Consider the following 23,334-nt stretch of genomic DNA (forward strand, 5'->3'; position numbering starts at 1 on the left):
ATACTACTTCTTTTTCGTAGTAGTATCTGCCATGTTCGTCTTGTTCATGCCTTCGATCACATCTTGTGTAATATCCAGGTCTTTGTTCCTGTACAGGATGTGGCCCGAACGGCTGTACGACAGTATATAATCGTAACCCTTGTCTTTGTTGTATTCGGTCAGGAATGCGTCCAGGCGTGATTGCAGTTCTTTGTTGAACTCATCCTGCTCTTTCAGCAGTTGCTCAGTAAGGGCAGCCTCGCGGGTTTGCAGGCTTTGCTGCATTTGCTGTACGCGACGTTCGGCCGCAGCGTATTCAGCCTCGGTCAGGGTACCTGCTTTGGCTTTGCGCTGTACGTCTTGTATGTCGCGCTGCATTTGTGCTGCCGAGCCTTGCAGCTCGCGCTTCATACCTTCCTGGCGCTTTGCAAAATCTTCGCGCTTTGTTTTCAGGTAGGTGAAGTTGGCTTCCAGCGTATCGATATCTACATAGGCTATGCGGCCTGTGGTACCGGTTGCGCTGGCTGCAGTGTGTGTATGCGAGCCGCCTTTATTGTTGCCAGACTTGGTAGCAAACAATACGATAACGCCCACCAGGGCCAATGCGCTCAATGCTAAAGAGAGGTATTTCATCTAGGTTGAATTAAAATTTTGGAGCGGTCTTTAATAACCTGCCGCGACAAAAATAATATCTTATGATTGCTGTTTAGCTAATAGTTTCTTAAAAACTCCGTTTTTTGAAAGTGGACGAATAGGTAAGGCGCTGGCTGCGGAACGCTTATAGTGACCATTTTTGTGATAATTATGGTCTGTTTTTGTATAAATCCTGCGATATTCCGGTCATACTCCGGTGTAAACGCATATACAATTCTGCCTTCTACCCTCGTACGACATAAACCCGTTCAAGCCCCTGTCATTACTGCCTTATGCATTTCAGTTCTCATGTGTGCAATTGTCATTTTTGTATACAATTGTATACAATTATCAAAGTTTCGGAAGAAAAAAATTCTTCTTGCAGATGTGAGGTGGGTTTTGTGGCTGATCGGGTCGTTTTCATGTCGCAATAGTTCTATTGCAAAAATACTACTTTTTATTGTTTTGTACAAATAATCTTATGCTACGCGAGCTATAAGACTCCCCTCCTTGGCTAAGGAGGGGCCGTTTGCAGAGAGCCTGAAGGGCTCGTTGCAAACGGGGGTGGTTGGGTGCGTTATGAGGGCTTGCGTAATAACATTTCAGCTTAATAGCATTCCTCAGCGTTTCAACCACCCCGACCGGCAACGAGCTATTCGCCCTCTGCCGGTATCCCCTCCTTAACTAAGGAGGGGAGTCTTAGCGTTACCTATTTTTTATGTTTTGAAATGAGTCTTTATTTCTTCCAGTACTTCTTCCAGGCTCTGGAAAACGTATTTGTTTTCAAACCTGACAACTGTGTAACCGAGAGAATTTAGATAAGCTGTTCGCTTCTCGTCGCTGTCGAAACCAGGGTAAGTGAAGTGCGTTTGTCCATCCAGTTCAATAACCAGTTTTTCAGAGGGACAATAGAAATCTGCAATGCAGTGGCCAATGCTATGCTGACGGCGGAACTTTCTTCCTTCTAGTTTACCGTTTTGCAAGTGCTTCCACAATTCAGCTTCGGCAGGAGTAAGGTTATTTCGTAGCTCCCGTCGATTTGTTTTCATTTCGATCTTGTTATGGACAGGATCTGACTTCATTATTTAAATATAACAAAAAACATCCCCTCCTTAGCTAAGGAGGGGATGTTTGCAGAGAGTCCGCAAGGACTCGTTGCAAACGGGGGTGGTTGGATACGTTATGAGGGCTTGTGTAACACTTTTCAGCTTCTGTAGCGTTCCTCAGCTTTTCAACCACCCCAACCGGCAACGGGCTGTTCGCCCTCTGCCGGTGTCCCCTCCTCATCTGAGGAGGGGAGTTTTTAAAATATTTTGTTGGTATCTCTCCTTAAGAGGAGTTTTATGTTTGATTATTACGCGTGCCCGGAGTCTATCAGAACCAGGAAACCGTACACCAGCAGCATTACCCCCATGAAGCAGTAAAACCACAGGTTCACCTCGTTGCTGATCTTGTAGTAGTGGCGCAAACGGTCGTAGAAGGTGTTCTTGATCGTTTGCCTTCGGTACGGGAAAATAGAATGCAGAAAGATAGCGGAGCGATTGTGTCGCAAACCCACCTTATACATAATGGCTATTTTCAAAAAGGCGTATGCAAGCCCGATAGCGAGGAACACATGCATAGCATAGTCTAATAGGAAATCCCTTATCATCTCTCTCTTTATGAAGGAACAGGTGTGAAAATAATAAACTGACATTAAAACTGGAAAACAATAGAAATTTTCATCATCTTTTAATGACAAAAGCACTCTTACGAGATTCCCCTCCTTAGCTAAGGAGGGGGAGTTTGCAGAGAGTCCGCAAGGACTTGTTGCAAACGGGGGTGGTTGGATACGTTATGAGGGCTTGCGTAACACATACCAGCAGCAATAGCATTTCTCAGCTTTTCAACCACCCCGACCGACAACGGGCTTGCGCCCTCTGCCGATCGCCCCTCCTCATCTGAGGAGGGGAGTTTTGCTTGTCAAACCTCATCCATATTTATTATATTTATTGTTCCTAAACCTGACTTATGATAACCCGCTACCTACCCATTCTACTATTACTGCCATTTTTTGCTGCCGGACGTGAACCGGGACTTGCAGAAACCGCCAAACAACAAGCAAAACCACTTGCGTTTATTGAGAACAAAGGACAAATTGTTGACCAATATGGTAACCACCGCAACGGAATTGATGCTAAAATGGAAGCAAACGGGTTAGTGGTGTTTGTGGGTGGAGGTGCTATTCATTACCAGTGGAGCCGGACCAGCGTGAGTGGGACATCCCCCCGGCCCGGCGCTGGCGTTGCAAATTGGCAGGCCTCCGCCCCCTTCAAAGGGGGGACTGCTTTGGTATCCCCCTCCGCTTCGGCGAAAGGGGGGACTGAACGTCACAGCCCTTTCGATCGTGGTGAGGAAAGTAAAGAACCTGTGACCACGGACATATACCGCATGGATGTGGAGTTGGTGGGTGCTAATACTAAGGCTATTGCTGTATACGGCAAGAAGCAGGGTTATTTTGAGAACTACTACCTGCCGCAGTGCCCCGATGGTGCTACTGCCTATGCCTACAACACGATCACTTATAAAAACGTTTACCCCGGTATAGACTGGGTGCTATATAGCAAAGACAACCAGCTGAAATATGACTTTGTAGTACATGCTGGTGGTGACGCAAAGCAGATAAAACTGCGCTATAACGGAGCTACTGCTTTACGTCTGGCAGACGGTGCGCTGATAGCAGAAACACCTTTTGGTAGTATTACTGAGCAAAAGCCGTTTAGTTATGTCGCGGAAACGAAACAGGAGGTTGCTTCTTCATTTGCGATTGAAGGAAACGAGCTGCGATTTGCTGTTGCACAAACAAACAATACACTTGTGATAGACCCCGTACTAAAATGGGCAACCTACTATGGCGGAAGCAACCAGGATTTGGGGTATGCTGTAGTTAGCGATACTTCGGGCAACGTATATCTTGCCGGCAGCACAATCAGCAGTAACAACATAGCTACAACCGGCGCATTCCTGGCAACCTATACGGGCACTGGCGATGGCCTGCTCGTTAAGTTCAATACCTCAGGGGTGCGGCAATGGGCAACCTACTATGGCGGCTCCGATGGTGATGACCTGCAGTCACTGGCTTATCATCCCAGTGGTTTTATTTACGGTTCGGGACGGACCCTAAGCCCTACGGGCCTTGGAACAACGGGTGCATTCCGAACAACCCAATACAATCTCCGCTCTGATGTATTCCTGGTAAAATTTGATCTTTCCGGTGCCAGGCAATGGGGTACTTACTATGGCGGGGAAGGCTATGATGATTTCGCAGCTGTAGCCTGCGACCCTGCCGGGAATATTTTCCTGGCTGGCGAAACCGGTAGTGACACCAGCATCAGCACACCGGGATGCGCACAACCATTACGCGCGAATGGCAATCCCGCCGCAGCAATCGATCCCGACGGCTTTATTGTAAAGTTTTCGTCAGCCGGCACCAGGTTATGGGCCACTTATTATGGCACCATGCACACCAATCATTTTCATAACGTGGCCTGCGATGCGTTCGGCAACGCTTACGCAGTAGGTGAAGGAATCGGTCACATGCAAACAACGCCCGGTTGTTTTCAACCCAACAGTGCTTCTCCCGGATCTGAAGATGGTGTGTTTGTAAAATACAATGGCAACGGAGCGCTTATCTGGGCAACACACTATGGCGGCACTTCGATTGATGGCATTTCCTCTGTCGCCTGCTACGGGACGAATGTATTTATTGGAGGAGCGACCCTTAGCACAAACATGGCTACTAGCGGCGCTTTTCAAACTTCGTTGCAGGGCGGCACCGATGGTTTCCTGGCGAAATTCGATTCTTCGGGCAGCAGGCTTTGGGGCAGCTATATTGGCGGCAATAACGGCGACCTTGTAACAGCTATCACCATGGGTCCCGGCGGCAGTATTTATGCCGTTGGCAATACAAACTCAACATCGGGCATAGCAACAAGCGGTGCATGGCAAAGCAGCTACGGGGGCCTTAACGACGAGTTCTTCGCCGAGGTCACCTCCGCGGGTGCACTCAGATGGAGCAGCTATTTCGGAGCAGCAGGTTATGATGGCCCGAACGACTACGGGAGAACCAGCATAGCATACGACACCAAAAGCGATGCTATCTACTTTACCGGGCAGACTGCCAGCACCAGCGGCATAGCTACATCAACCGCTCACCAAACTGTGTACGGTGGCAGTACCGATGCTTTACTGGCGAAGTTTGCGCCCGATACCATGGTTTACATCATTCCGCCTTTTACTAATACTCTTTTATGCCCCGACGATACACTGAAGCTGGCATACAAAACGGTTCCGGCTTTTAACAATGGCAATAGCTTTACCGCACAACTTTCGAATGCCAGCGGCAGCTTTGCGACCCCCGCGAACATCGGCAGCAAAAACAGCGGCTTGTCTGATACGATCATTTGCGTAATTCCTGTAAACACACCAACAGGCAGCAACTACAGGCTGCGCATTGTGGCCAGTAGCCCTGCATATATTTCAGACGACAATGGTCTCAATATACAGATCACCAATATTACCGACACCGCAGGCAGCAACACGCCTGTATGTGCCGGCAGCCCGCTGAATCTTACTGCATCAGGAACGGCAGGCACAAGTTACAGTTGGTCGGGTCCGGTATCTTTTACATCTACCGCACAAAACCCCGTTATCAGCAACCCGACCACCGGGCATTCAGGCAATTATGTTGTAACCATTTCACGAGGAGGTTGCACGAGAAAAGACACCACGAGTGTCACGGTCAAGCCAACACCAGCTACACCTACAGCGGCTAGCAACTCTCCGGTGTGTGCGGGCGGCGCACTCAACCTGACTGCAACCACCAACCTGGCCGGTGCCAGTTTCAAATGGACAGGTCCTAACAGTTTTAACAGCACAATGCAGAATCCCACCATTGCCCCTGCAGCTATGAGCAATGCAGGTGTTTACGATGTACAGGCCGAGTTGAATGGATGCGTTTCGGGTGCGGGCTATACGACGGTGGTAGTAAATACCGTGTCATCGCTGGCTATTTATCCCAGCCCCAACGACACGATATGTATTGGCAGCAATGTGACCTTTGTTACAGTGCCGCTGAATGCAGGCACAAGTCCGCAATACCAATGGTATAAAAACGGAGTGCTGATACCAGGAGCTACGGCTATTACTTACACTACTCCCAACATCACCAACGGCGACAGTATATATTGCGTAATGACCGTAACAGGTGTGTGCAGTGCACCATTGTCGATAGCAAGCACTAAAATAGGCGTGACTGTGCTGCCACTGGCACCTGGTCCAACAGTATCTATCACTGCCGATCCGGGGTTGTTGCTGAGTCCGTGGCAGTTGGTAAGATTTAATACCACAGTCACCGATGCAGGCCCGCTGCCTAAATACCAATGGAAACGCAACGGGCTGGATGTAATAGGCGCCACCGGCGATAACTGGAGTGCCAACAACCTGTCGAACGGAGATACGATAAGCTGTGTTGTGACGAGCAGTGTGTGGTGCGCTACTCCTGCAAGTACTGTCAGCAATAAGATGGTGGTGAATATCAAGACAGGTGTCGAGGATGTTGCAACAACAGGCGGCTTGAAGCTGTATCCTAACCCGAACAGCGGATCGTTTGTTGTTTACCTGCCGCTCACAAAAGGACAGGTGAGCATTGATGTTGTCAATGCTGTGGGACAAACCGTGTACGCTGATCCCAAAGCCGCTCTTACCAATCATCAATTAGAAATAACTTTGCCGGCATCGGTGGCCAATGGCGTGTATATGTTGAAGCTGCAGCATGAGACCGGCATCGAGACAATAAGGTTTACGGTAGCACGTTAAACTTTTATAAACAGACAATATGGACAAGCCTTATAAAAGACTGCTCTGGTTATCTATTATCACTACAGTGATACTGTTTTTGATAGACGAGGATGAATGGGATCTCAGCTATCAATCGATAATCGGTTATGTCGTAGTGGGCATATTGTATTTCATCAGCATCTTCTTTCTTTCGTCGGCTATGTATTGGGTAGTGGCGAAGGTGGGAGGGATAATAAAGATCAGATGGAAGAGGACAAATGGTTAATAGTAAGATCATTTGGGTGGCTACTGGCATTTATATTAATAGTCATCATCATTTACTTTTGCACTCAGGTTTGGAACTTTATTGATGCATTTAACGGGATGCATGATTGATTCCAGGTGGAAACACCTGACAACACAAAAAAGGGAGGGATGATAAGGAGGTCATGAATATATTTAAACACCTGGCTATTGTTTTGCTACCTGCGCTTGCCGTGACAACATGGTTGTATACCTACAAGCCGCGGCACTACGCAACTGATAAACTGATAGCTGTTTTCGGTGTTAATCTTTGTATTTGGCTGGCGATATTTGGCGTTTTGTATACAGTGGCGTTTTGCTTGGTGAAGTTGGCAAGAAGGTATTTGTTTAAATAGTATTATCTGTCCTGCGCGAGTGGACATCCCCCTCCGCCCCCTTCTAAAAGGGGGGACTTAATGTGTCAGGTGGAAACACCTGACAGCACAAAAATTAATCAGACTAATGGACCATGGAACCCAGTATTTATTAGGACTCGTAGTAGCAATAGCAACAATAGTATTAGGCATACTAGCAATTATACTTGTTTCGTCGGGAACTGGGAAAGGCCGACGTAATTGATCCTGGTGCCAGGCGGAAAAAAGTGAGCGTACAAAAAGGAATTAAATCAACTCCCCTCCTTAGCTAAGGAGGGGATGTTTGCAGAAAGTCCGCAAGGACTTGTTGCAAACGGGGGTGGTTGGGTGTGGGATGTAAGGGCTTGCGTAACATCTTTCAGTTGCAATAGCGTTCCTCAGCTTTTCAACCACCCCGACCGACAACGGGCTTGCGCCCTCTGCCGGTCGCCCCTCCTTAGCTAAGGAGGGGAGTTCTCTAGATAATAAAACGCCGGGCAGAAGCCCGGCGTTCTGTCTAATATCGACCTACCCTCTAACCTAATGTTTATATATCGGGAACAGGAAGCTGAGTGCTGTTGTTACCGTGTCTTTTTGATTGAATACTACTTTGGCGGCACTGTGGCAGCCTATGCAGCTTGATGTTGACTGGATGTATGTTTCCAGCGTGGTGTTGGCGAGGTAGATGGGTGCAGGCTTGGTGCTTGACAAACCTTCGCCTCGCTCCCATTGGGTACCTACCAGTTTGTAGTTGGCCCACACGGTGCCTTGCAGTTTGGCGCGCCACCAGTTGTTGAGCACGTCTGTCCATTTGTAAATAGCGTTCTCGCGCACTACCTGTGTGCCGTAACCTTTCATGCTGTCGGTATAGTGGCTGGCGTATGGTGGCGTGGGGCTCCAGAGGTATTGCTTATTGTCGCCGGGCTGGAATGGCGGCGGTGTGTTAACAGGACAATCCTTGCAGTCCTTGTTGTAGTACGACCAGCGGGTGCCGTTGGTGCGCTCGCCTTCTTCGGGTGCATTGTCTACGTGCTCAAAGGTAGTCCATATAAGGAAGCCACTCATCTTGGGTGTGTTGCGGATGATGTGCATACCTACCAGGCCTACCGTGACACCGGGCACGATCAACGTCTTCTTGTTGGTAGTGTGTGCCGCATCAATGTAGATAGTGGCCTTGCGACAATAGAACCTGCTGGTATCGTCGCCCTTTGCAGGATCGAGTATGCGCCATGATGTTTTGACCTCGATGGTGCCGGGGTTTTGTTTGGCCGAGTCGCTTTCAGGTAATTCAAGCGCAGCATTGCCGGCGCGACCCTGCGATGCGTATTTGTAAATACCAGCCGCAGTATTCAGTTTGTTGTTGCGGATGAAGGTATCTTCTACGTTGTTTACCTTGATCTCGTACAGCGTGAAATTGAGGTTGCGGTCTACGAGTGGTTTGCCATCAGCCTCTACAAATTCATCGGGGCGAGGCACGGTAAGACCAAGGTCGTGCGGAGACTTAGAATCCATGTACAGGAATTTCTGGCCATTGCTTTCAGCAGCATCCATGTGCAGTTTCAGCTCGCCGCCCAGCAGCCCGTTGCTGAATGCTTTTGACGGATCAATGTAATACTCCCACACGCGTTTGTTGCCGGGGTTGGCGCTGATAGAATTGCCTGTTGGATTGCCACTGGCATCAGCAGGCCAGTTGAGGGCGATGAAGGTTTGCCAGGAGAATGCATCGAACGGTGGTTGGAACTGGGAGTCGAGCACGCTCTGGTAACCGAAGCCAAAGTTCTCTGCTACGTCGTAAGGCAGCAGTGTACAAAGATTGGTGTCGCCGTTGCTGCAAAAAGAGTTGTATGGTTTGAACTCTTTGCCATCTCCTTTCTCGCCGGTCTTCACAGCCTGGTTGCAGGCGTATGCGCCGGTTATTACCAGCGCAATGAACAGTAGTTTTTTCATAGGTGTGTGTTGGTGGTGATTTAGCGGCGAAGCTAGAGTATGGTGATACCTATGTCAAGGGTGTTTTAACCCATTTTCAGCCGCTGAATGTACAATGGTTGTTGTACGATTGTGGGGTATGGAGGGGGTTGTGGGATCACGAGAACTCCCCTCCTTAGTTAAGGAGGGGGATGTTTGCAGAGAGCCTGGAGGGCTCGTTGCAAACTGGGGTGGTTGGATACGTTATGAGGGCTTGCGCAACACTTTTCAGCCTGAGTAACATTCCTCAGCTTTTCAACCACCCCGACCGGCAACGGGCTTGCGCCCTCTGCCGGTCTCCCCTCCTCATCTGAGGAGGGGAGTTTGGTTGGTATAAAAACAAAAGCCCCCGCGTTATGCGGGGGCTTTTTATGTTAGTTAAGTCCAATCGTACTACTCGAGGCGGAACATCACAGGCAGTGTGTAGTACACTTTAACGGGACGACCGTTTTGTTTACCTGGTTTCCAGTTAGGCATGCCTTTTACTACACGTACGGCTTCGTCTTCAAGACCGCCGCCAAGGCGTTTGCTACCTACTACTCTTACGTCGCCAATGCTACCGTCTTCACTTACTACGAACTGTACGTTAACACGGCCATCGATACCAGCCTCGCGGGCTGCATCAGGGTACCTGATGTTCTTAGCCATGTAAGCGCTTACGTCGTACGGAGCTTCGGGCATCTGCTCAACGTATTTGAAGATCTCCGGCGGAGGCGGAGCAGCTACCACACCCGTTCCCGGTTCTGTGATACCCGGATCAAGTGCGTTAGGATCACCTTCCTGCGTCTTGATACCTGCCGATTTATCTTCGAGTTCTTTTACTTCTGGTGGTTTCTCCTCTTCACGTACCTCTTCGTCTTTCTTAATTACAGGAGGCGTGAATTTTACCGTCGGCTTCACCGGTGGTGGTGGTGGCGGCGGCGGTGGTGGTGGTTGTTTCTTCTCGTCTATTGGTGGTGGTTCGGCCAGGGTAACCTCCTTCATGATGGCTACCGGCTTTTTCTCCCTGCCTTTGATAGCTTTGGCAACCATTGAGCCGCCCACTATCAAAGCTGTAACACCAACCACGATAATACCTGCATTACGCATGCGCTGAGGATATTTCTTGCGCAGATCGTATCCTCCGTAGGCCTTGTTACGGCCCTCGAACAGGATATCGAGGTAATCGCTTTTCAGTATTTTATTAATATCCATAAATTCTTTTTCGTTTGCCCGTTAGCTATTAGATGCTGCCGGGATAATTTTCCATAAAAGTTTACGGTGTTGCCGGTGCAGCTCCACCCGCGTTTGCCTGTTCAGTGAGCGAGATAAATTCTTTATCTACCGGAGAGATATCCAACAGTGCATATACACGCACGTCGTTGATGTTCATCTCATCCAGCATGTTCACCATGTCCTCGTAGGTGCTGGTCTCGTCAGGCTTGATCAGCACTGTAAGCTGGTCTTTGCCTGTGAGCTGGCCTGCACGCTTCATATCTTCTATGGTTTTCTTTTTGTTGATGAGCACATCGCGGATTCCGTCTTTGGCGCGGAAGTAAGTCACTTCCAGCTTAGGCGGGTTTTGAGGATCGTCGCCAATACCCTCGTAGTAATATACACGGTGGTCTTTGCTGAGCAGCACAGTCAACGCTACGCTGTTCTTGATCTTGGTTTGTTCCTCTTCCTTTATGTTCTCATCCTTGTACGGCATATTGATCTGCATCGTCTTCGGTTTCGACATGGTAGTCGTATACATGAAGAACGTGATCAGCAGAAAGCCTAAGTCCACCATCGGTGTCAGGTCAATACGCGTAGAAAGTTTCTTTCCTTTCTTGACCCCGGGGCCTTTCTTATGTCCTCCACTACTGGAGGTATCCATTTCAGCCATGGAACTTTCTTTTTGTTATTGAGTTAATTAAATTATTTCTTTTCGATCAGGAACTACTGCTGTGGTGCTCCGCCGTGTTTCATATCGTAGGCGGCAGTACCTGCAGGTGGTTCTTTCATGCTGGTCAGCAGGTTGAACTTAAAGATCTTCCAGCCTTGCAGCGTGCTGATGATTTTCTTGATCTCCGGATAACCGGCAGCACCGTCTGCTTTGATCACGATACGCAACTTAGGGTTAGTGTACCTTGCCTCTTTCACCCACTGTGCAAGCTCGTTTTGCTCGTTCAGTACAGATGTATCGGCCGGGATACCCTTTGTTGTTTTATCGTATTCTTTTTGTTGCTCAGGTTCAGCAGCCAGGTAAGACTTTAATTGAGTGAAAGGAGTACCAACAGAAGCACCGATAGCAAATTTGTTCTTCTCTTCGTCGGTGAGGCCAAGGCCTTTTTGCTCGTCTATTTTCTCAATAAGTTCCTTACGCATGTTCTTATTATCGATAGAGAAGAAGATACGTCCGGCAGGATCAACGGTTATCAGCATGATGTCGTTGTCCGGGATGGGTATCTCCGATATCGACGCCGGGGTCTTCACCATTACTGGCTCGTCCGGTTTGAACTTTGTTGCCAGCATGAAGAACGTAAGCAGCAGGAAGGCTACGTCGCACATCGCCGTCATATCGACGGTGGTGCTTTTTCGTGGCATTGTTACTTTAGGCATCTATTATTTTTTTTCTTCGGCTGTTTATTTAGTAATCAGATCCAAAACTTCTCAGTTTCCACAAACCCTACTTCACATTTTGAGTTTTTTAACTATTACTTGTAGTTAGCCGCGAAGCTTTGAGTTAAAGTAAAGCCGCTTTCGTCGATGCTGTAAGTGATACCGTCGATGATAGTAGTAAAGAAGTTGTACGATACGATAGCCAGGAATGAAGTACCGATACCGAGGGCTGTGTTGATCAGGGCCTCAGAGATACCAGCAGCCAGGGCAGCAGCGTCAGGAGAACCTGCAGTTGCCATCGCAGCGAATGAACGGATCATACCAAGTACGGTACCGAACAGACCAAGAAGGGTAGCTACTGAAGCGATAGTAGAAAGGAACACCAGGTTCTTTTCCAGCATTGGCAGTTCCAGTGCTGTAGCTTCTTCGATCTCTTTCTGGATGCTCAGTACTTTTTGATCTGTATCAATTTCGTGGTTGTTGATCATGTCGCGGTATTTAACCAGGCCGGCACGCATTACGTTACCTACTGAACCTGCTTGCTTGTCGCACTCAGCCAGGGCAGCGTCGATATTTTTATTAGCCAGGTGGTATTGCACTTTACGTACAAATTCAGCACCGTTTACTTTACCTTTTGCTTTGATGATAGTCAGTGCACGCTCAACGATGAACGCGATCAGTGTAAGTGCAGTACCCATCAGAACCGGTACAACCCAGCCACCAAGGTACATAGTACCCATACCGTTTGCAGGAACGTGCTTCTCAGCATCTTTAAAGTTTGCTGCGCTGCCCATTACTACGTGAAATACAATTTCAGCCACACCTATACAGGCCAAAACGATGATCAGGTTGATCATAAAATTGCTAGCATTTTTAGGTTTACCTGCCTGGTGAGTTTTTGCGGCTGTTTTTACGTCTGCCATAATTGAATTTTTATTTGTTTTTTACTGTTTGTTTATGTTATTTATTAATACACTATATGATGAGGCTGCAAAGATATAAGGACGCTAGAATAAAACAACTCGGCTAGATAAGTTTTATTGTAAACTTAATAGTCATTTACATTGCCGTGACTTTAGCTAAAATGTTGTGCATGTTTGAATTAGGAGATCCCTTCTTTTGACGGGATGCCGAAATTATGTTTTTTTCGAATTGCTGTAGCTAGTTAGAAATATTTTAACAATTGGCTAAACAGGTGGATTTGACCTGCCTGTGCAAGTTTATTGCACTGTTTCCGCTGCTGTTGCGCGAATTTGCCAATTCCTGCCGTAATTTTGCCGCCCCGAAATTGCCTGAACAGGCAAACGAAACGAAAAATAGACGATATGAACTTCAACCCCTGGCATTCCGTTAGTTACGGAGAGAATACCCCCGATGTAGTAACTGCTGTTATTGAAATACCTCGTAACTCGAGGGCGAAATATGAGCTGGATAAAGAAACCGGTATGCTGAAGCTGGACCGTGTACTGTACTCTTCAGTATATTATCCTGCCAACTACGGCTTCATCCCTCAAACTTATTGCGACGATAAAGATCCGCTGGATATACTGGTGATATCACAAATAGACATGCAGCCAATGTGCCTGGTAGAAGCCAAGATCATAGGCGTGATGCGCATGCTGGACCAGGGCGAGGCTGATGATAAACTGATAGCTGTTTGCGCCAACGACATGAGTGTTGCCCACATCAACGACATCAGCGAGCTGCCTACTTACTTCATCGAAGAGCTGCGCCACTTCTTTGAAGAATACAAGAAACTGGAGAACAAAGTGGTGAAGATCGAAGATTTCCAGGGTGCACGCCTGGCTAAGAAGATCCTCCAGCACAGCATCAACGACTACCAGGCCAAATTTGGCAAAGTAGCGGAACTGCAACACAGCGAATCGAACTAACACTAAATAGAAAAAGCCACCTACACGGTGGCTTTATTTTTTGGTTAGGATTAAGAATTGGCTCTATTCTTTAATGTCGGCGGAGCGAATAGTTGCATTGCTTTAACTTGCGCTCGTCTTAATAAACATAAACCGTGAAGGAAATGAGTATAATAACGATAGTGACATTGCTGCTTATTGGACTAGCCGCAGGTATGCTCAGCAGCCTCGTGGGTATTGGCGGCGGGCTTGTGATCGTTCCGTCGATGGTATTGCTGCTTGGGCTCAACCAGAAGATGGCGCAGGGCACATCGCTGGCATTGCTCATGCTTCCCTTAGGAATATTGGCAGTGATGGTGTACCACAAAGCCGGCAATGTGAAATGGTCTTATGCCCTGATAATGGCAGTTACTTTCGTGATTGGCAGCTATTTCGGTGCAAAACTGGTGCAGGACATGAACACCATAACCGTGAAAAGGATCTTCGCCGTGTTTATGATAATTATTGGCATCAAGTACCTGTTTTTCGATAAACCTTCCACTCCACCCACCAACAAGCTTCCTGTTGAGCACAGGGAAGCTGGCCAAAAATGATAAGTAGTATGCAAGTATGACGCTTGCGTCTGGCCTGTTCGCTGGTAGCAGGGGCTAAATTGCATCGACACCACAGCCGATGCTGATTGGTGCCCTTTCACCATGCTTACCAAAAGATCTAAGGAATTAAGATCGATCCAACTATTGCGCGGACTGGCGGCCAGCTGGGTAGTGCTGCACCATTGCAATTTCTATTTCGGACTTAAGAAAGGCAGCTTCCTCTGGCTGCTTGGCGACTATGGCCATATGGGGGTCAACATGTTCTTCATCATTTCAGGTTTTATCATACCGTTCTCCATGTCGAAATACAACTACCAGTACGGCGACTTTAAAGAGTTTATGATGAAGCGGATAACGCGGATAGAGCCTCCTTACATACTTTCGATTGTGCTGGCATTGCTGCTGCTTTTCGTCAATTCGTTATCACCATGGTCGGGCGGACAGCCGTTTACCATCAACTGGCCAAACACACTGGGCCACCTGGCTTACCTAAATGCTTTTACTGGTAATCCATGGCTCAATGCTGCTTACTGGACGCTTGCCATTGAGTTTGAATTCTATATCCTAATGTCGCTCATTTTTCCGCTGCTGGTATCGGCAAAACGGCGCACGATGTGGCTGACGGCGCTATTGGTCATCGCCAGCGCGTTGCTGCCGGTATCGCGGGCTCACATATTCCAGCACATGCCGTTCTTTGGCCTGGGCATCAGCCTGTTCTTATTTACTACGGGCAAGACAAACCTCCTGGCCACGTTGTTATTGATGCTTCTCAATGGCCTGATCATCGGCTATGCTTTCGATCCTGAATACCTGGTATTGGCTGTCGTAACACTGGCGGCCATACAGTTCATAGGCAAAGTGCCCCGGCCACTGCTGTTCATCGGCACTATCTCCTACTCCATGTACCTGATACACAACCTGATCGTAGGCAGGTTTTTCGGTCTGGCCAACAGGTTTTTTCCCGGGATGGACCCGGTGATAACCAATTTACTGTGCATAGCCTGTATTTTTGCATGCTCCTCGCTGTTTTACCTGCTGGTTGAAAAACCGTTTCAAAAACGGAGTAAGAAGATCGGCGACAGCAGTCCTTTACCTGCCCCACCTCAACTGGTGCCGGTAACGGGACAATAGACGAGCCCCGTTGCACTGGAATGAGAAAGAACGATACTAAGAAGCAATACTTTACCAGCAGACTGGTAGACTGGCATCATACGGCCAACGACCGCTCGCTGCCGTGGAAGCAGGAGAAAGACCCATATAAGATCTGGCTCTCTGAGATCATACTGCAACAAACAAGGGCGCAACAGGGACTGCCTTACTACCTGAAATTCACCGAAGCTTATCCCACTGTAAAAGCGCTTGCCAAAGCAAAAGACGAAGATGCCTTCCGCCTGTGGCAGGGGCTGGGTTATTATAACCGCTGCAAGAACATGCTGGCTACTGCACGCATTATTGCCGGTGAGCTGAAAGGCAAGTTTCCCGGTACATATGAAGGGCTGCTGCAACTCAAAGGCATAGGCCCCTATACCGCGGCAGCTATTGCATCCTTCGCCTTTGGTGGACCTAACGCTGTGGTGGATGGCAATGTGTACCGTGTACTGTCGCGCTACTTTGCCGTAGACACAGCTATTGATAGTACAGAAGGCAAAAAGGAATTTGCTACGTTGGCGCAAGAGTTGCTGTACGAACAAGACAGCGCAGCTTACAACCAGGCCATTATGGACCTGGGCGCTACCGTGTGCACACCGGCCAACCCAAAATGCAGCGAATGTCCATTGCTGAAGCAATGCACTGGTTACAAACAGGAACTGACTGCCTTGCTGCCGGTAAAAGCTAAAAAAACAGCGGTGACTACCCGCTACTTTCACTACATACTGCTCACCGATGGCGACAAGCTCTGGATACGCAAACGCACAGAGTCTGACATCTGGCAAAACCTGCACGAGCCTTACCTTGTAGAGCATACAGAAGCGTTGGATATACAGGCGCTTGCCGCACACCCCTCGTACAAAGCGTTAAAACTGAAGACAGCACTGCAATACGAAGGTCAGCAGAAGCAGCGTCTCACACACAGGTTGATCGAGAGCCGTTTCTTTAATGCCGGTGTAGATAAAGCCTCGGAACTGAAGCTGGAAGGTGGAGAATGGGTGCCCATAAAGGCGTTAAAAAATTATGGTTTCCCGAAAACGATTGTTTCTTTTTTAGAAAAAAAATTATACTTTTAGAAATCCATTAAGTTATAATTTTTGTTAATTGGTAAATTGAACAATCATGAGAGGAGTTAATAGAGTAATGTTGATAGGCAACTTAGGGCGGGATCCGGATCTCCAATATCTTGAAGGTAACATCGCTGTAGCGAAGTTTCCACTGGCCACTACCGAGACTTTTAAGGACAAAAATGGCAACCTGGTTTCACAAACAGAATGGCACACAGTGGTATTATGGCGCGGCCTTGCCGAGTTAGCTCAAAAATACCTGCACAAAGGCAGCCTCGTGTTCATCGAAGGGCGCCTGCGTACCCGCACCTGGGAAGACAAAGACAAGAACCGTCGCTTCAGCACTGAAATAGTGGGCGACAACCTGGTAATGCTGGACAAACGTAAGGAGAACGGCACTGATTACCAGCCCGCTGCCGATACGCACCATTCAACAGACATGAACGGCTTCACAGCTCCGGCTCCTGACATGAGCTTTGACCCCGGCACAAGTGGTACTAAAGACGACCTGCCATTTTAGGCTGGCATGAAAATATATAAGCATTGAAGGAAGAAATGGATGATATTTCTTCCTTTTTTTAATTTTGGGCAACACCAAACCGTATTGAACTTGCGAAACACAACTGAGGGCGAGACGATTCTGAATACTATGTTACTACAGGCACCAGGGGTTTTCTCTGCATCAAATACTACTATCCTTATCATTATCATACTGTTGCTGCTGTTGATGACCGCCATCACAGCAGGAGCAGAAACGGCGTATTTCAGCCTTACGGCAAAGGATATTAACTACCTGAAGACAAAAGACCAGCAAAGCAGCCGCCAGGCGGTGAACCTGTTGGAGAACCCCAAAATGTTGCTGGCTACCATACTTGTGGCCAACAACTTCATCAATATCGCCATCATCGTTACTACCAACGTATTACTGAGACAGCTGCTGCCGCACGACCTGAGCCCGACAGCCTCTATCTTCATACAGATAATAGCGGTCACCTTTTTGCTGGTACTCTTCGGAGAAGTGCTGCCAAAAGTGTACGCTACGCAAAACAATATGCGCATGGCTTTGTTTGCAGCGCCTGTGTTGCAAATACTGACCAGCATCTTCAAACCTGTCAGCAAAATGCTGGTATCGTCTACCAGCTATATCGAAGAAAAGATGGGCAGCCGCAATCCCGGCAACATCAGCAGCGAGGATTTTGAACACGCTATTGAGCTGACCGTGGGCCACACTGCTACGCGCGAGGAGGTGAATATATTCAAAGGCATCCTGAAGTTTGGTAACATCACGGTGCGCCAGATAATGCGTACGCGCCTCGACGTAAGCGGCATTCCGCACGACCTGAACTTCCGTCAGGTGCAGAACCTTGCGGTGGAGATGGGCTACTCGCGCATGCCAGTGTACAAAGGCAGCCTGGACAAAGTAGCGGGTATCATTCACACCAAAGACCTGCTGCCTTATGCAGAGCTGGACGAATTTGAATGGCACACGCTGATACGCCACGCCTTCTTTGTGCATGAAGGCAAGCTGATAGAAGACCTGCTAAAGGAATTCCAGCAAAAGCGCATACACTTTGCCGTAGTGGTGGATGAGTTTGGCGGTACATCAGGTATCGTGACGCTGGAGGATATCATGGAAGAGATCATTGGCGATATCAAAGACGAGTTTGACGAAGAAGACCTGCACTTTAAAAAGATCGACGACCACAACTTCATCATAGAAGGTAAAACCCTTATCAACGACGTGTGCCGCCTGATAGGCGAACCATCAGACACCTTCGACCTCGTACGCGGCGAAAGCGATTCACTTGCGGGGCTGTTACTGGAAATATCCGGCAAATTCCCTGCTGTGAATGAGACCGTGAGCTACGAGCAGTTCGACTTTACCGTACTGCAGATAGAGCGCATGCGTATACAGCGCATAAAACTTACCATCAACGAGATGGAAGAAGACTAATCTTTACCACACACATTACATTTCAATGAAAAGTTTTGCCAGCGATAACTATGCGGGTGTATTGCCCGAAGTAATGGAAGCATTGCAACGCGCCAACAGTGAACACGCCCGCTCTTATGGAGCTGACGACATCACAGCGCGTACAATAAAACTTTTCAGGGAAGTATTTGGTGCCGATGTGGACGTGTACTTCGTCTTCAACGGTACGGGCGCGAATGTGCTTAGCATCAGCAGCGCTACCATGTCGTATAATGCGGTGCTGTGTGCCGATGTATCGCATATCTACTGCGATGAATCTTCAGCACCGGAAACCTTTACGGGCTGTCGCTTCTTCCCCCTGCCGGCAAACGATGAAGGCAAGCTGACACCGGAAGTGATACAGCAGCGCCTTATGCGCAAAGGCGATGTGCACTATGCGCAAACCAAACTGCTCTCTATAACACAAAGCACGGAATACGGCACCGTGTACAAGCCTGAAGAAATAAAAGCCATAGCCGACCTGGCACATGCTAATGATCTGTACCTCCACATGGATGGCTCGCGCTTCCTCAACGCAGCTGCGGGACTTGGCTGCGAGTTGAAAGACATCAGCACCAATGTAGGTGTAGATATACTATCGCTGGGCGGCACCAAGGCCGGAATGATGTTTGGCGAAGCGGTGGTGGTGTTCAACAAAAAACTATCTGAGCACATAGCCTACAAGCAAAAGCAAAGCATGCAGCTGGCGTCTAAAACCCGCTTCATAGCCGCGCAGTTTGAGGCCATGCTGGGCAACGACAACTGGAGACAACACGCCACACACGCCAACAAAATGGCGCAGCAACTCAATGGCGTTTTGTTAAAATACCCTCAGATAAAACTGACCAAACCGGTGCACGCCAACGCTGTTTTCGCCGAACTACCTGTGGAATGGACCACCGTCCTGCAGGAAAAATACCCCTTCTACATATGGAAGGAAAGCAGCAATGAGGCGCGATTGATGTGTTCCTGGGACACTTCTTCCACAGACATAGAAGGCTTTGCTACTGAGCTGGAAAGGCTCTCCCAATAGCCTATATACCAAGGCGTTACAAATTGTCATATAGCCGAAAAAACCGGGACATGGCACAGTTTTTCTCTCTGCTGTAGCGGCAAAAGACAGAAGAGATGAAAGTTATGATATTTGACGACGAGATAGATGTGCTGCAATTATACAGCATGATATTGCAGCGACGAGGCCACGAGGTGCATACGGCCCAAAACTGTCTGCACCTCATGGACAAGATCGAAGAGGTACACCCCGATGTAATTATTATGGACAACGAAATGCCGGTACTGAGCGGGTTGCAGGCAACCAAAGTACTGAAGGAGGACACCGTTTATAAGGCAATTCCTATCATCTGTATATCGGCCAACACCGAAGGTGCTAAGCTGGCCAAAGAAGCCCATGCGGACATGTTCCTTCCTAAACCGCTTGGCATACGCGAGCTGGAGGATGCTATCAACAAAGTAACGCTGAAGGCAGCGTAAGCAACTGTTAAGAAACCCATTGATACGTTAACAATACCGCTATTCTGGCATACTGCTTGTACCTTTGTGCTGTATGAAAGGGATAGTGAGCCTCGGGGCGTTGGTTACTATATTGAGCTGCTCATCGGCACAGGCGCAGGATGCAAATGCACCTGACACCCTGCTGATGGTAAAACTGCCTACGGTAAACGTGAATGCAGAACGCAAATGGGCCAACGACACCGTGCGCTACCAGTACAACCAGACCCGGTACTACATTACCACTATTCTCCCCTACCTCAACGCGGCCACCAAACTATTCAACGAGCTGGATGCAAAGGTCAACGATCCAAATACCAACAGAAAGGAACGCAAAGCCTTTGTATCGTCGAAAGAAGACGAGCTGCGCGATAAGTTTGAGAACGAAGTAAAAAACCTGAACGAAACGCAGGGCGTTTTGCTGGTAAAACTCGTAGCACGCCAAACGGGCGTCAACATTTACAGCATGCTCGGCGAGTTCAAAAATCCTTTTACGGCTGTGAAGTGGCAGGCATGGGCAAGGTTCAACGGTTTTAACCTGAACAAACGCTACACGCCCGCCGACGAACCGATGCTGGAACACATTATGGAAGACCTGGGGTACCCGCTGCCAGCTGTGTATGGCGAAATGGAACGCACTGCCCTGCGCAACCAGGACGTGAAATACCCGAAACGATAATTTGTCCTCTATATAGAAACGAGAATGGCCCGCACCAGTGATGCGGGCCATTGTTTATCGTAAATGGTAACTAAGTATTTAGTTGCTACTGCTAAGGAATGCAGACACCGACTGTGTGAACTTGCCGTTCTCTTCAATGAAAGGAAAATGACCCGAGCTGTCGAAGATCACCAAGGTACCATTGGCAAGACTGCTCTCCAGTCGTTCGTCAGCCGCCAGCGGTATATTATCGGCACGGCCATGCAGGATCAATACGGGTACCGCAACACGACGCAGGAAAGGATAATAGTTGACATCGTATTTCGCATAGTCCCTGTACAGCCCGCGCATAAGCAATGCATTCTGGCGAAAGAAATCATTATCGAGCACGATATCAAGCTTTGCGAGATTGGTAGTATCGAAGAAGGATGTGAGATAGTTAAGCTGCAGCACTTGTTTGTAAACACCCAGGTCTGCACTCAAAAATTCTTTTGAGGTCACCAGCTTCTTTTTACGTTCGGCATTAGCTACTGTTGTTTTGCCAGCCATAGCGGCCACCTGCAGGCTATCGTATTCATGGCTCAGGGTAGTGGGATTACTCAGTATCAGCCGGCCCACGTTTTCGGGATAGTCGAGCGCATAGTTAATGGCCAGCTTGGCTCCCCACGAATGTGCTAGTATATTGATCTTATCCAGCCTGAACTCCTTGCGTATGGCATCTATATCATCCACCATTATCTCGTGACTAATGGCCCTGATACTGTCGAGAGGGATATCGGAACGGCCACTGGCGCGCTGATCGTAGAATATGAGTTTGTGGGTCTTTGCAAGTGGCAGCAGGTGTGGTAGCAGGTAGTCGTGGTTCATTGCTGGTCCACCGTGTATCACCAGTAGCGGTTCGCCCTCGCCAATGATCTTGAAGTACATCTTCACGCCATTGATCTCCTTCAACCCTTCAAAGGAAACTTTCTGAGCCCCCGCACCGAAGGCAAACATCAATAACACGAATAAAAGGGTCAACAGCCGCATTCATTAAAGGTACGACATTCAACCTTCCACCCACTTGCGAAATGCGGCCGCTTTCTCTTTACTGACAATAATTTCGGGGAAACTCTGCGGTTTTAACCTGACTATAACTTTGCCAGTCTCGTCGCTGCGCATGGTGTCTATCTGGGGCAAGGAAATGATATACTGCCTGTTGGCGCGGTAGAATTGTTCGGGATCCAAAAGCTCTTCAATTTCGTCGAGCGAGCGGTAGTCGGTGATATATTTTTTTCCATCAGCATGAACGAGGTAAATAACCTCTTCCTTAGTAAAACCCGCCACCTCTTTGCTGTGTATCAGCACAATGTTGCGGCCATGGTGGGCTGTGAAGCGGTCCTTGTACTTCTTGCCGCTTTTGAGATCGCTGAAGAGCTCGCCCAGCTGCTGCAGGTACTGGTCGTTGCCCAACTTAGATCGCAGCTCGTGGAATTTATCCAGCGCTGCCTTCAGCTCCTTCTTGTCTATCGGTTTCAGCAGGTAGTCTATGCTGTTTACCTTAAAGGCGCGTATGGCGTATTCGTTATAAGCGGTAGTGAAGATGATGGGACATTTGATCTGACCCTCGGTAAATACATCGAGACTGATACCGTCGGAAAGCTGGATGTCTGAAATGACAAGATCAGGATTGAAGTTGCTTAGTGCGTCCTTCGCATCGATCACACTGTCTACCGGGCCTTCTATCTCCGCATCAGGCTCCAGCTGGCGCACCAGTTTTATCAGGCTTTGCGCTACCAGGTGTTCGTCTTCCAGTATCAGTATCTTCATCACAGCAAAGGTATCTTAATTGTGAAATGCTCGTCGTTGTCATCTATGATCACCGGCTTGCCTGAATGGTACGAATACAGCTGTTGCAGTTGCGCCAGTCCCTGCTTGTTGGATGTCTCTATCTGCCGGCGCAGCTGTTTGTTGTTGTACACCTGCAGGTAGTCGCCCTCGTCCCAGATGATGATCTTGAGCGGGTGATTGGGATTGATGATATTGTGCTTGATGGCGTTGTCGATGAGCATCTGTGTCGTCACCATCACGATGCCGCGCTCTTTGGCGGCTGCAGAGATGTTGTGGTGGATATTGATGCCCGCGCCATAGCGTATCTGCAGCAGCTCTATATAGTGACTGATGAACTCCAGCTCTTCGTCCAGGCTTACCACTTCGTTTTCCTTATGCTGCAACACGTACCGGTACACCTTAGCCATGTGGCGAACAAACTCTGATGCCAGCTCGGGGTTGGTGTGTATCAGTCCATCAAGAGAAGTAAGTGTATTGAACAGATAATGCGGGTTCACCTGGTTCTTCAGTTGGTGGTATTGCAGGTCAAACTTCTCACGCTGCAGTTGTGCTGCCTGTATCTCCAGGGCCGCACGCTCTTCGACTGACTCCTGCCAGTTGGTAAAGAAGTAAGCAGCGTAAAAACTAAAGTTGAATAGTATGATAACGATGGTGAATAGGAATAGTGTAACGCCGACCACCATGTCATTGACACCAACCGGCCAGATCGGCCTGGTTACCTTCAGGCCTATGGCCACTATAGGTGAGAGTATAAGCAGCGTAAAAAGTATTTGCAGGAACATACGCTGCAGTGGTCCTTCTTCAAAAGGAAAACGAGTTTCAAGTCTTTTATTCAACCACACGATGAGGTGCCAGATAATGGTCATCATGACGAACTGACCAAAGAAGGACATCACATGAAAATACCAGGGCCACTCCGTCAACAGGTACCAGCGGAAAACTGCACCGCCAAGTACAAACAGCAGTATCAGGAAATACGGCGTGAAGCGGTACTGCAGGTAGTTTATCTTCTTTTGCTGCGGCGTAGACAATATGGTTGGTTTCCTTCTCAC

At 48.4% G+C, this 23,334-nt stretch carries 22 protein-coding genes; 11 read left to right on the forward strand and 11 right to left on the reverse strand.

Features of this window, described 5'->3' with window-relative positions:
* Window positions 1-3: 3 nt before the first annotated feature.
* From P2W83_RS16950 to P2W83_RS16960, 3 genes are all read right to left on the reverse strand, one after another.
* Window positions 4-612: an OmpH/Skp family outer membrane protein gene (locus P2W83_RS16950; protein WP_276134958.1), complete on the reverse strand. Its 609-nt coding sequence runs from the start codon at window positions 610-612 to the stop codon at window positions 4-6.
* Between the two features lie 716 nt (window positions 613-1,328).
* On the reverse strand, window positions 1,329-1,694 hold the full coding sequence (locus tag P2W83_RS16955; RefSeq protein WP_276134959.1) for an endonuclease domain-containing protein: 366 nt from the start codon (window positions 1,692-1,694) through the stop codon (window positions 1,329-1,331).
* Window positions 1,695-1,966: 272 nt separating this feature from the next.
* Window positions 1,967-2,263, reverse strand: coding sequence for a hypothetical protein (locus tag P2W83_RS16960; protein WP_276134960.1), 297 nt, complete (start codon window positions 2,261-2,263; stop codon window positions 1,967-1,969).
* A 359-nt stretch (window positions 2,264-2,622) separates the two neighbouring features.
* On the opposite strand from P2W83_RS16960, the gene P2W83_RS16965 reads away from it, so the two are divergent.
* Window positions 2,623-6,468 carry a DUF7948 domain-containing protein gene (locus P2W83_RS16965; protein WP_276134961.1) on the forward strand — a complete coding sequence of 1,282 codons (3,846 nt, stop codon included), beginning with the start codon at window positions 2,623-2,625 and terminating at the stop codon, window positions 6,466-6,468.
* A 19-nt stretch (window positions 6,469-6,487) separates the two neighbouring features.
* Entirely contained in the window at window positions 6,488-6,715 is a 228-nt protein-coding gene (locus P2W83_RS16970; protein ID WP_276134962.1) for a hypothetical protein, read from the forward strand.
* Between the two features lie 910 nt (window positions 6,716-7,625).
* On the opposite strand, the gene P2W83_RS16975 is transcribed toward P2W83_RS16970, so the two are convergent.
* The 5 genes from P2W83_RS16975 to P2W83_RS16995 all read right to left on the reverse strand — a co-directional run bounded on the left by P2W83_RS16975 (window position 7,626) and on the right by P2W83_RS16995 (window position 12,556).
* Window positions 7,626-9,032 (reverse strand): hypothetical protein, encoded by a 1,407-nt coding sequence (locus tag P2W83_RS16975; protein WP_276134963.1) that lies wholly within the window; start codon window positions 9,030-9,032, stop codon window positions 7,626-7,628.
* A gap of 411 nt (window positions 9,033-9,443) precedes the next feature.
* Window positions 9,444-10,244 (reverse strand): energy transducer TonB, encoded by an 801-nt coding sequence (locus tag P2W83_RS16980; RefSeq protein WP_276134964.1) that lies wholly within the window; start codon window positions 10,242-10,244, stop codon window positions 9,444-9,446.
* 61 nt (window positions 10,245-10,305) lie between these two features.
* The gene (locus P2W83_RS16985) at window positions 10,306-10,917 is read right to left on the reverse strand and encodes an ExbD/TolR family protein (RefSeq protein ID WP_276134965.1); all 612 of its coding nucleotides are present in this window, start codon (window positions 10,915-10,917) and stop codon (window positions 10,306-10,308) included.
* A 53-nt stretch (window positions 10,918-10,970) separates the two neighbouring features.
* Window positions 10,971-11,633, reverse strand: coding sequence for an ExbD/TolR family protein (locus P2W83_RS16990; protein ID WP_276134966.1), 663 nt, complete (start codon window positions 11,631-11,633; stop codon window positions 10,971-10,973).
* A 95-nt stretch (window positions 11,634-11,728) separates the two neighbouring features.
* A complete protein-coding gene (locus P2W83_RS16995; protein ID WP_276134967.1) occupies window positions 11,729-12,556 on the reverse strand; it encodes a MotA/TolQ/ExbB proton channel family protein in 828 nt (275 codons plus the stop codon).
* A gap of 402 nt (window positions 12,557-12,958) precedes the next feature.
* On the opposite strand from P2W83_RS16995, the gene P2W83_RS17000 reads away from it, so the two are divergent.
* The 9 genes from P2W83_RS17000 to P2W83_RS17040 all read left to right on the forward strand — a co-directional run bounded on the left by P2W83_RS17000 (window position 12,959) and on the right by P2W83_RS17040 (window position 20,473).
* The gene (locus tag P2W83_RS17000; RefSeq protein ID WP_276134968.1) at window positions 12,959-13,525 is read left to right on the forward strand and encodes an inorganic diphosphatase; all 567 of its coding nucleotides are present in this window, start codon (window positions 12,959-12,961) and stop codon (window positions 13,523-13,525) included.
* A gap of 143 nt (window positions 13,526-13,668) precedes the next feature.
* Complete coding sequence (locus P2W83_RS17005) at window positions 13,669-14,097, forward strand: sulfite exporter TauE/SafE family protein (protein ID WP_276134969.1); 429 nt, start codon at window positions 13,669-13,671, stop codon at window positions 14,095-14,097.
* 102 nt (window positions 14,098-14,199) lie between these two features.
* Entirely contained in the window at window positions 14,200-15,228 is a 1,029-nt protein-coding gene (locus P2W83_RS17010) for an acyltransferase family protein (RefSeq protein ID WP_276134970.1), read from the forward strand.
* A 20-nt stretch (window positions 15,229-15,248) separates the two neighbouring features.
* A complete protein-coding gene (mutY, locus tag P2W83_RS17015; protein ID WP_276134971.1) occupies window positions 15,249-16,322 on the forward strand; it encodes an A/G-specific adenine glycosylase in 1,074 nt (357 codons plus the stop codon).
* A gap of 46 nt (window positions 16,323-16,368) precedes the next feature.
* Window positions 16,369-16,833, forward strand: a complete 465-nt coding sequence (locus P2W83_RS17020) for a single-stranded DNA-binding protein (protein WP_276134972.1) — start codon at window positions 16,369-16,371, stop codon at window positions 16,831-16,833.
* A gap of 90 nt (window positions 16,834-16,923) precedes the next feature.
* Entirely contained in the window at window positions 16,924-18,267 is a 1,344-nt protein-coding gene (gldE, locus tag P2W83_RS17025; protein WP_276134973.1) for a gliding motility-associated protein GldE, read from the forward strand.
* A gap of 25 nt (window positions 18,268-18,292) precedes the next feature.
* Window positions 18,293-19,318, forward strand: a complete 1,026-nt coding sequence (locus P2W83_RS17030) for a threonine aldolase family protein (RefSeq protein WP_276134974.1) — start codon at window positions 18,293-18,295, stop codon at window positions 19,316-19,318.
* A gap of 95 nt (window positions 19,319-19,413) precedes the next feature.
* Window positions 19,414-19,776: a response regulator gene (locus tag P2W83_RS17035; RefSeq protein WP_276134975.1), complete on the forward strand. Its 363-nt coding sequence runs from the start codon at window positions 19,414-19,416 to the stop codon at window positions 19,774-19,776.
* Between the two features lie 73 nt (window positions 19,777-19,849).
* Window positions 19,850-20,473 (forward strand): DUF4294 domain-containing protein, encoded by a 624-nt coding sequence (locus tag P2W83_RS17040; protein ID WP_276134976.1) that lies wholly within the window; start codon window positions 19,850-19,852, stop codon window positions 20,471-20,473.
* Between the two features lie 78 nt (window positions 20,474-20,551).
* On the opposite strand, the gene P2W83_RS17045 is transcribed toward P2W83_RS17040, so the two are convergent.
* The 3 genes from P2W83_RS17045 to P2W83_RS17055 are packed head-to-tail and all read right to left on the reverse strand — an operon-like array spanning window position 20,552 to window position 23,334.
* Window positions 20,552-21,481, reverse strand: coding sequence for an alpha/beta fold hydrolase (locus tag P2W83_RS17045; RefSeq protein WP_276134977.1), 930 nt, complete (start codon window positions 21,479-21,481; stop codon window positions 20,552-20,554).
* An 18-nt stretch (window positions 21,482-21,499) separates the two neighbouring features.
* A complete protein-coding gene (locus P2W83_RS17050; protein WP_276134978.1) occupies window positions 21,500-22,261 on the reverse strand; it encodes a LytR/AlgR family response regulator transcription factor in 762 nt (253 codons plus the stop codon).
* The gene (locus P2W83_RS17055; protein WP_276134979.1) at window positions 22,261-23,334 is read right to left on the reverse strand and encodes a sensor histidine kinase; all 1,074 of its coding nucleotides are present in this window, start codon (window positions 23,332-23,334) and stop codon (window positions 22,261-22,263) included. The genes P2W83_RS17050 and P2W83_RS17055 overlap by 1 nt, the downstream gene beginning before the upstream one ends.

Source organism: Polluticoccus soli (assembly GCF_029269745.1).
In the GTDB taxonomy this organism is placed as follows: Bacteria; Bacteroidota; Bacteroidia; order Chitinophagales; family Chitinophagaceae; genus Polluticoccus; species Polluticoccus soli.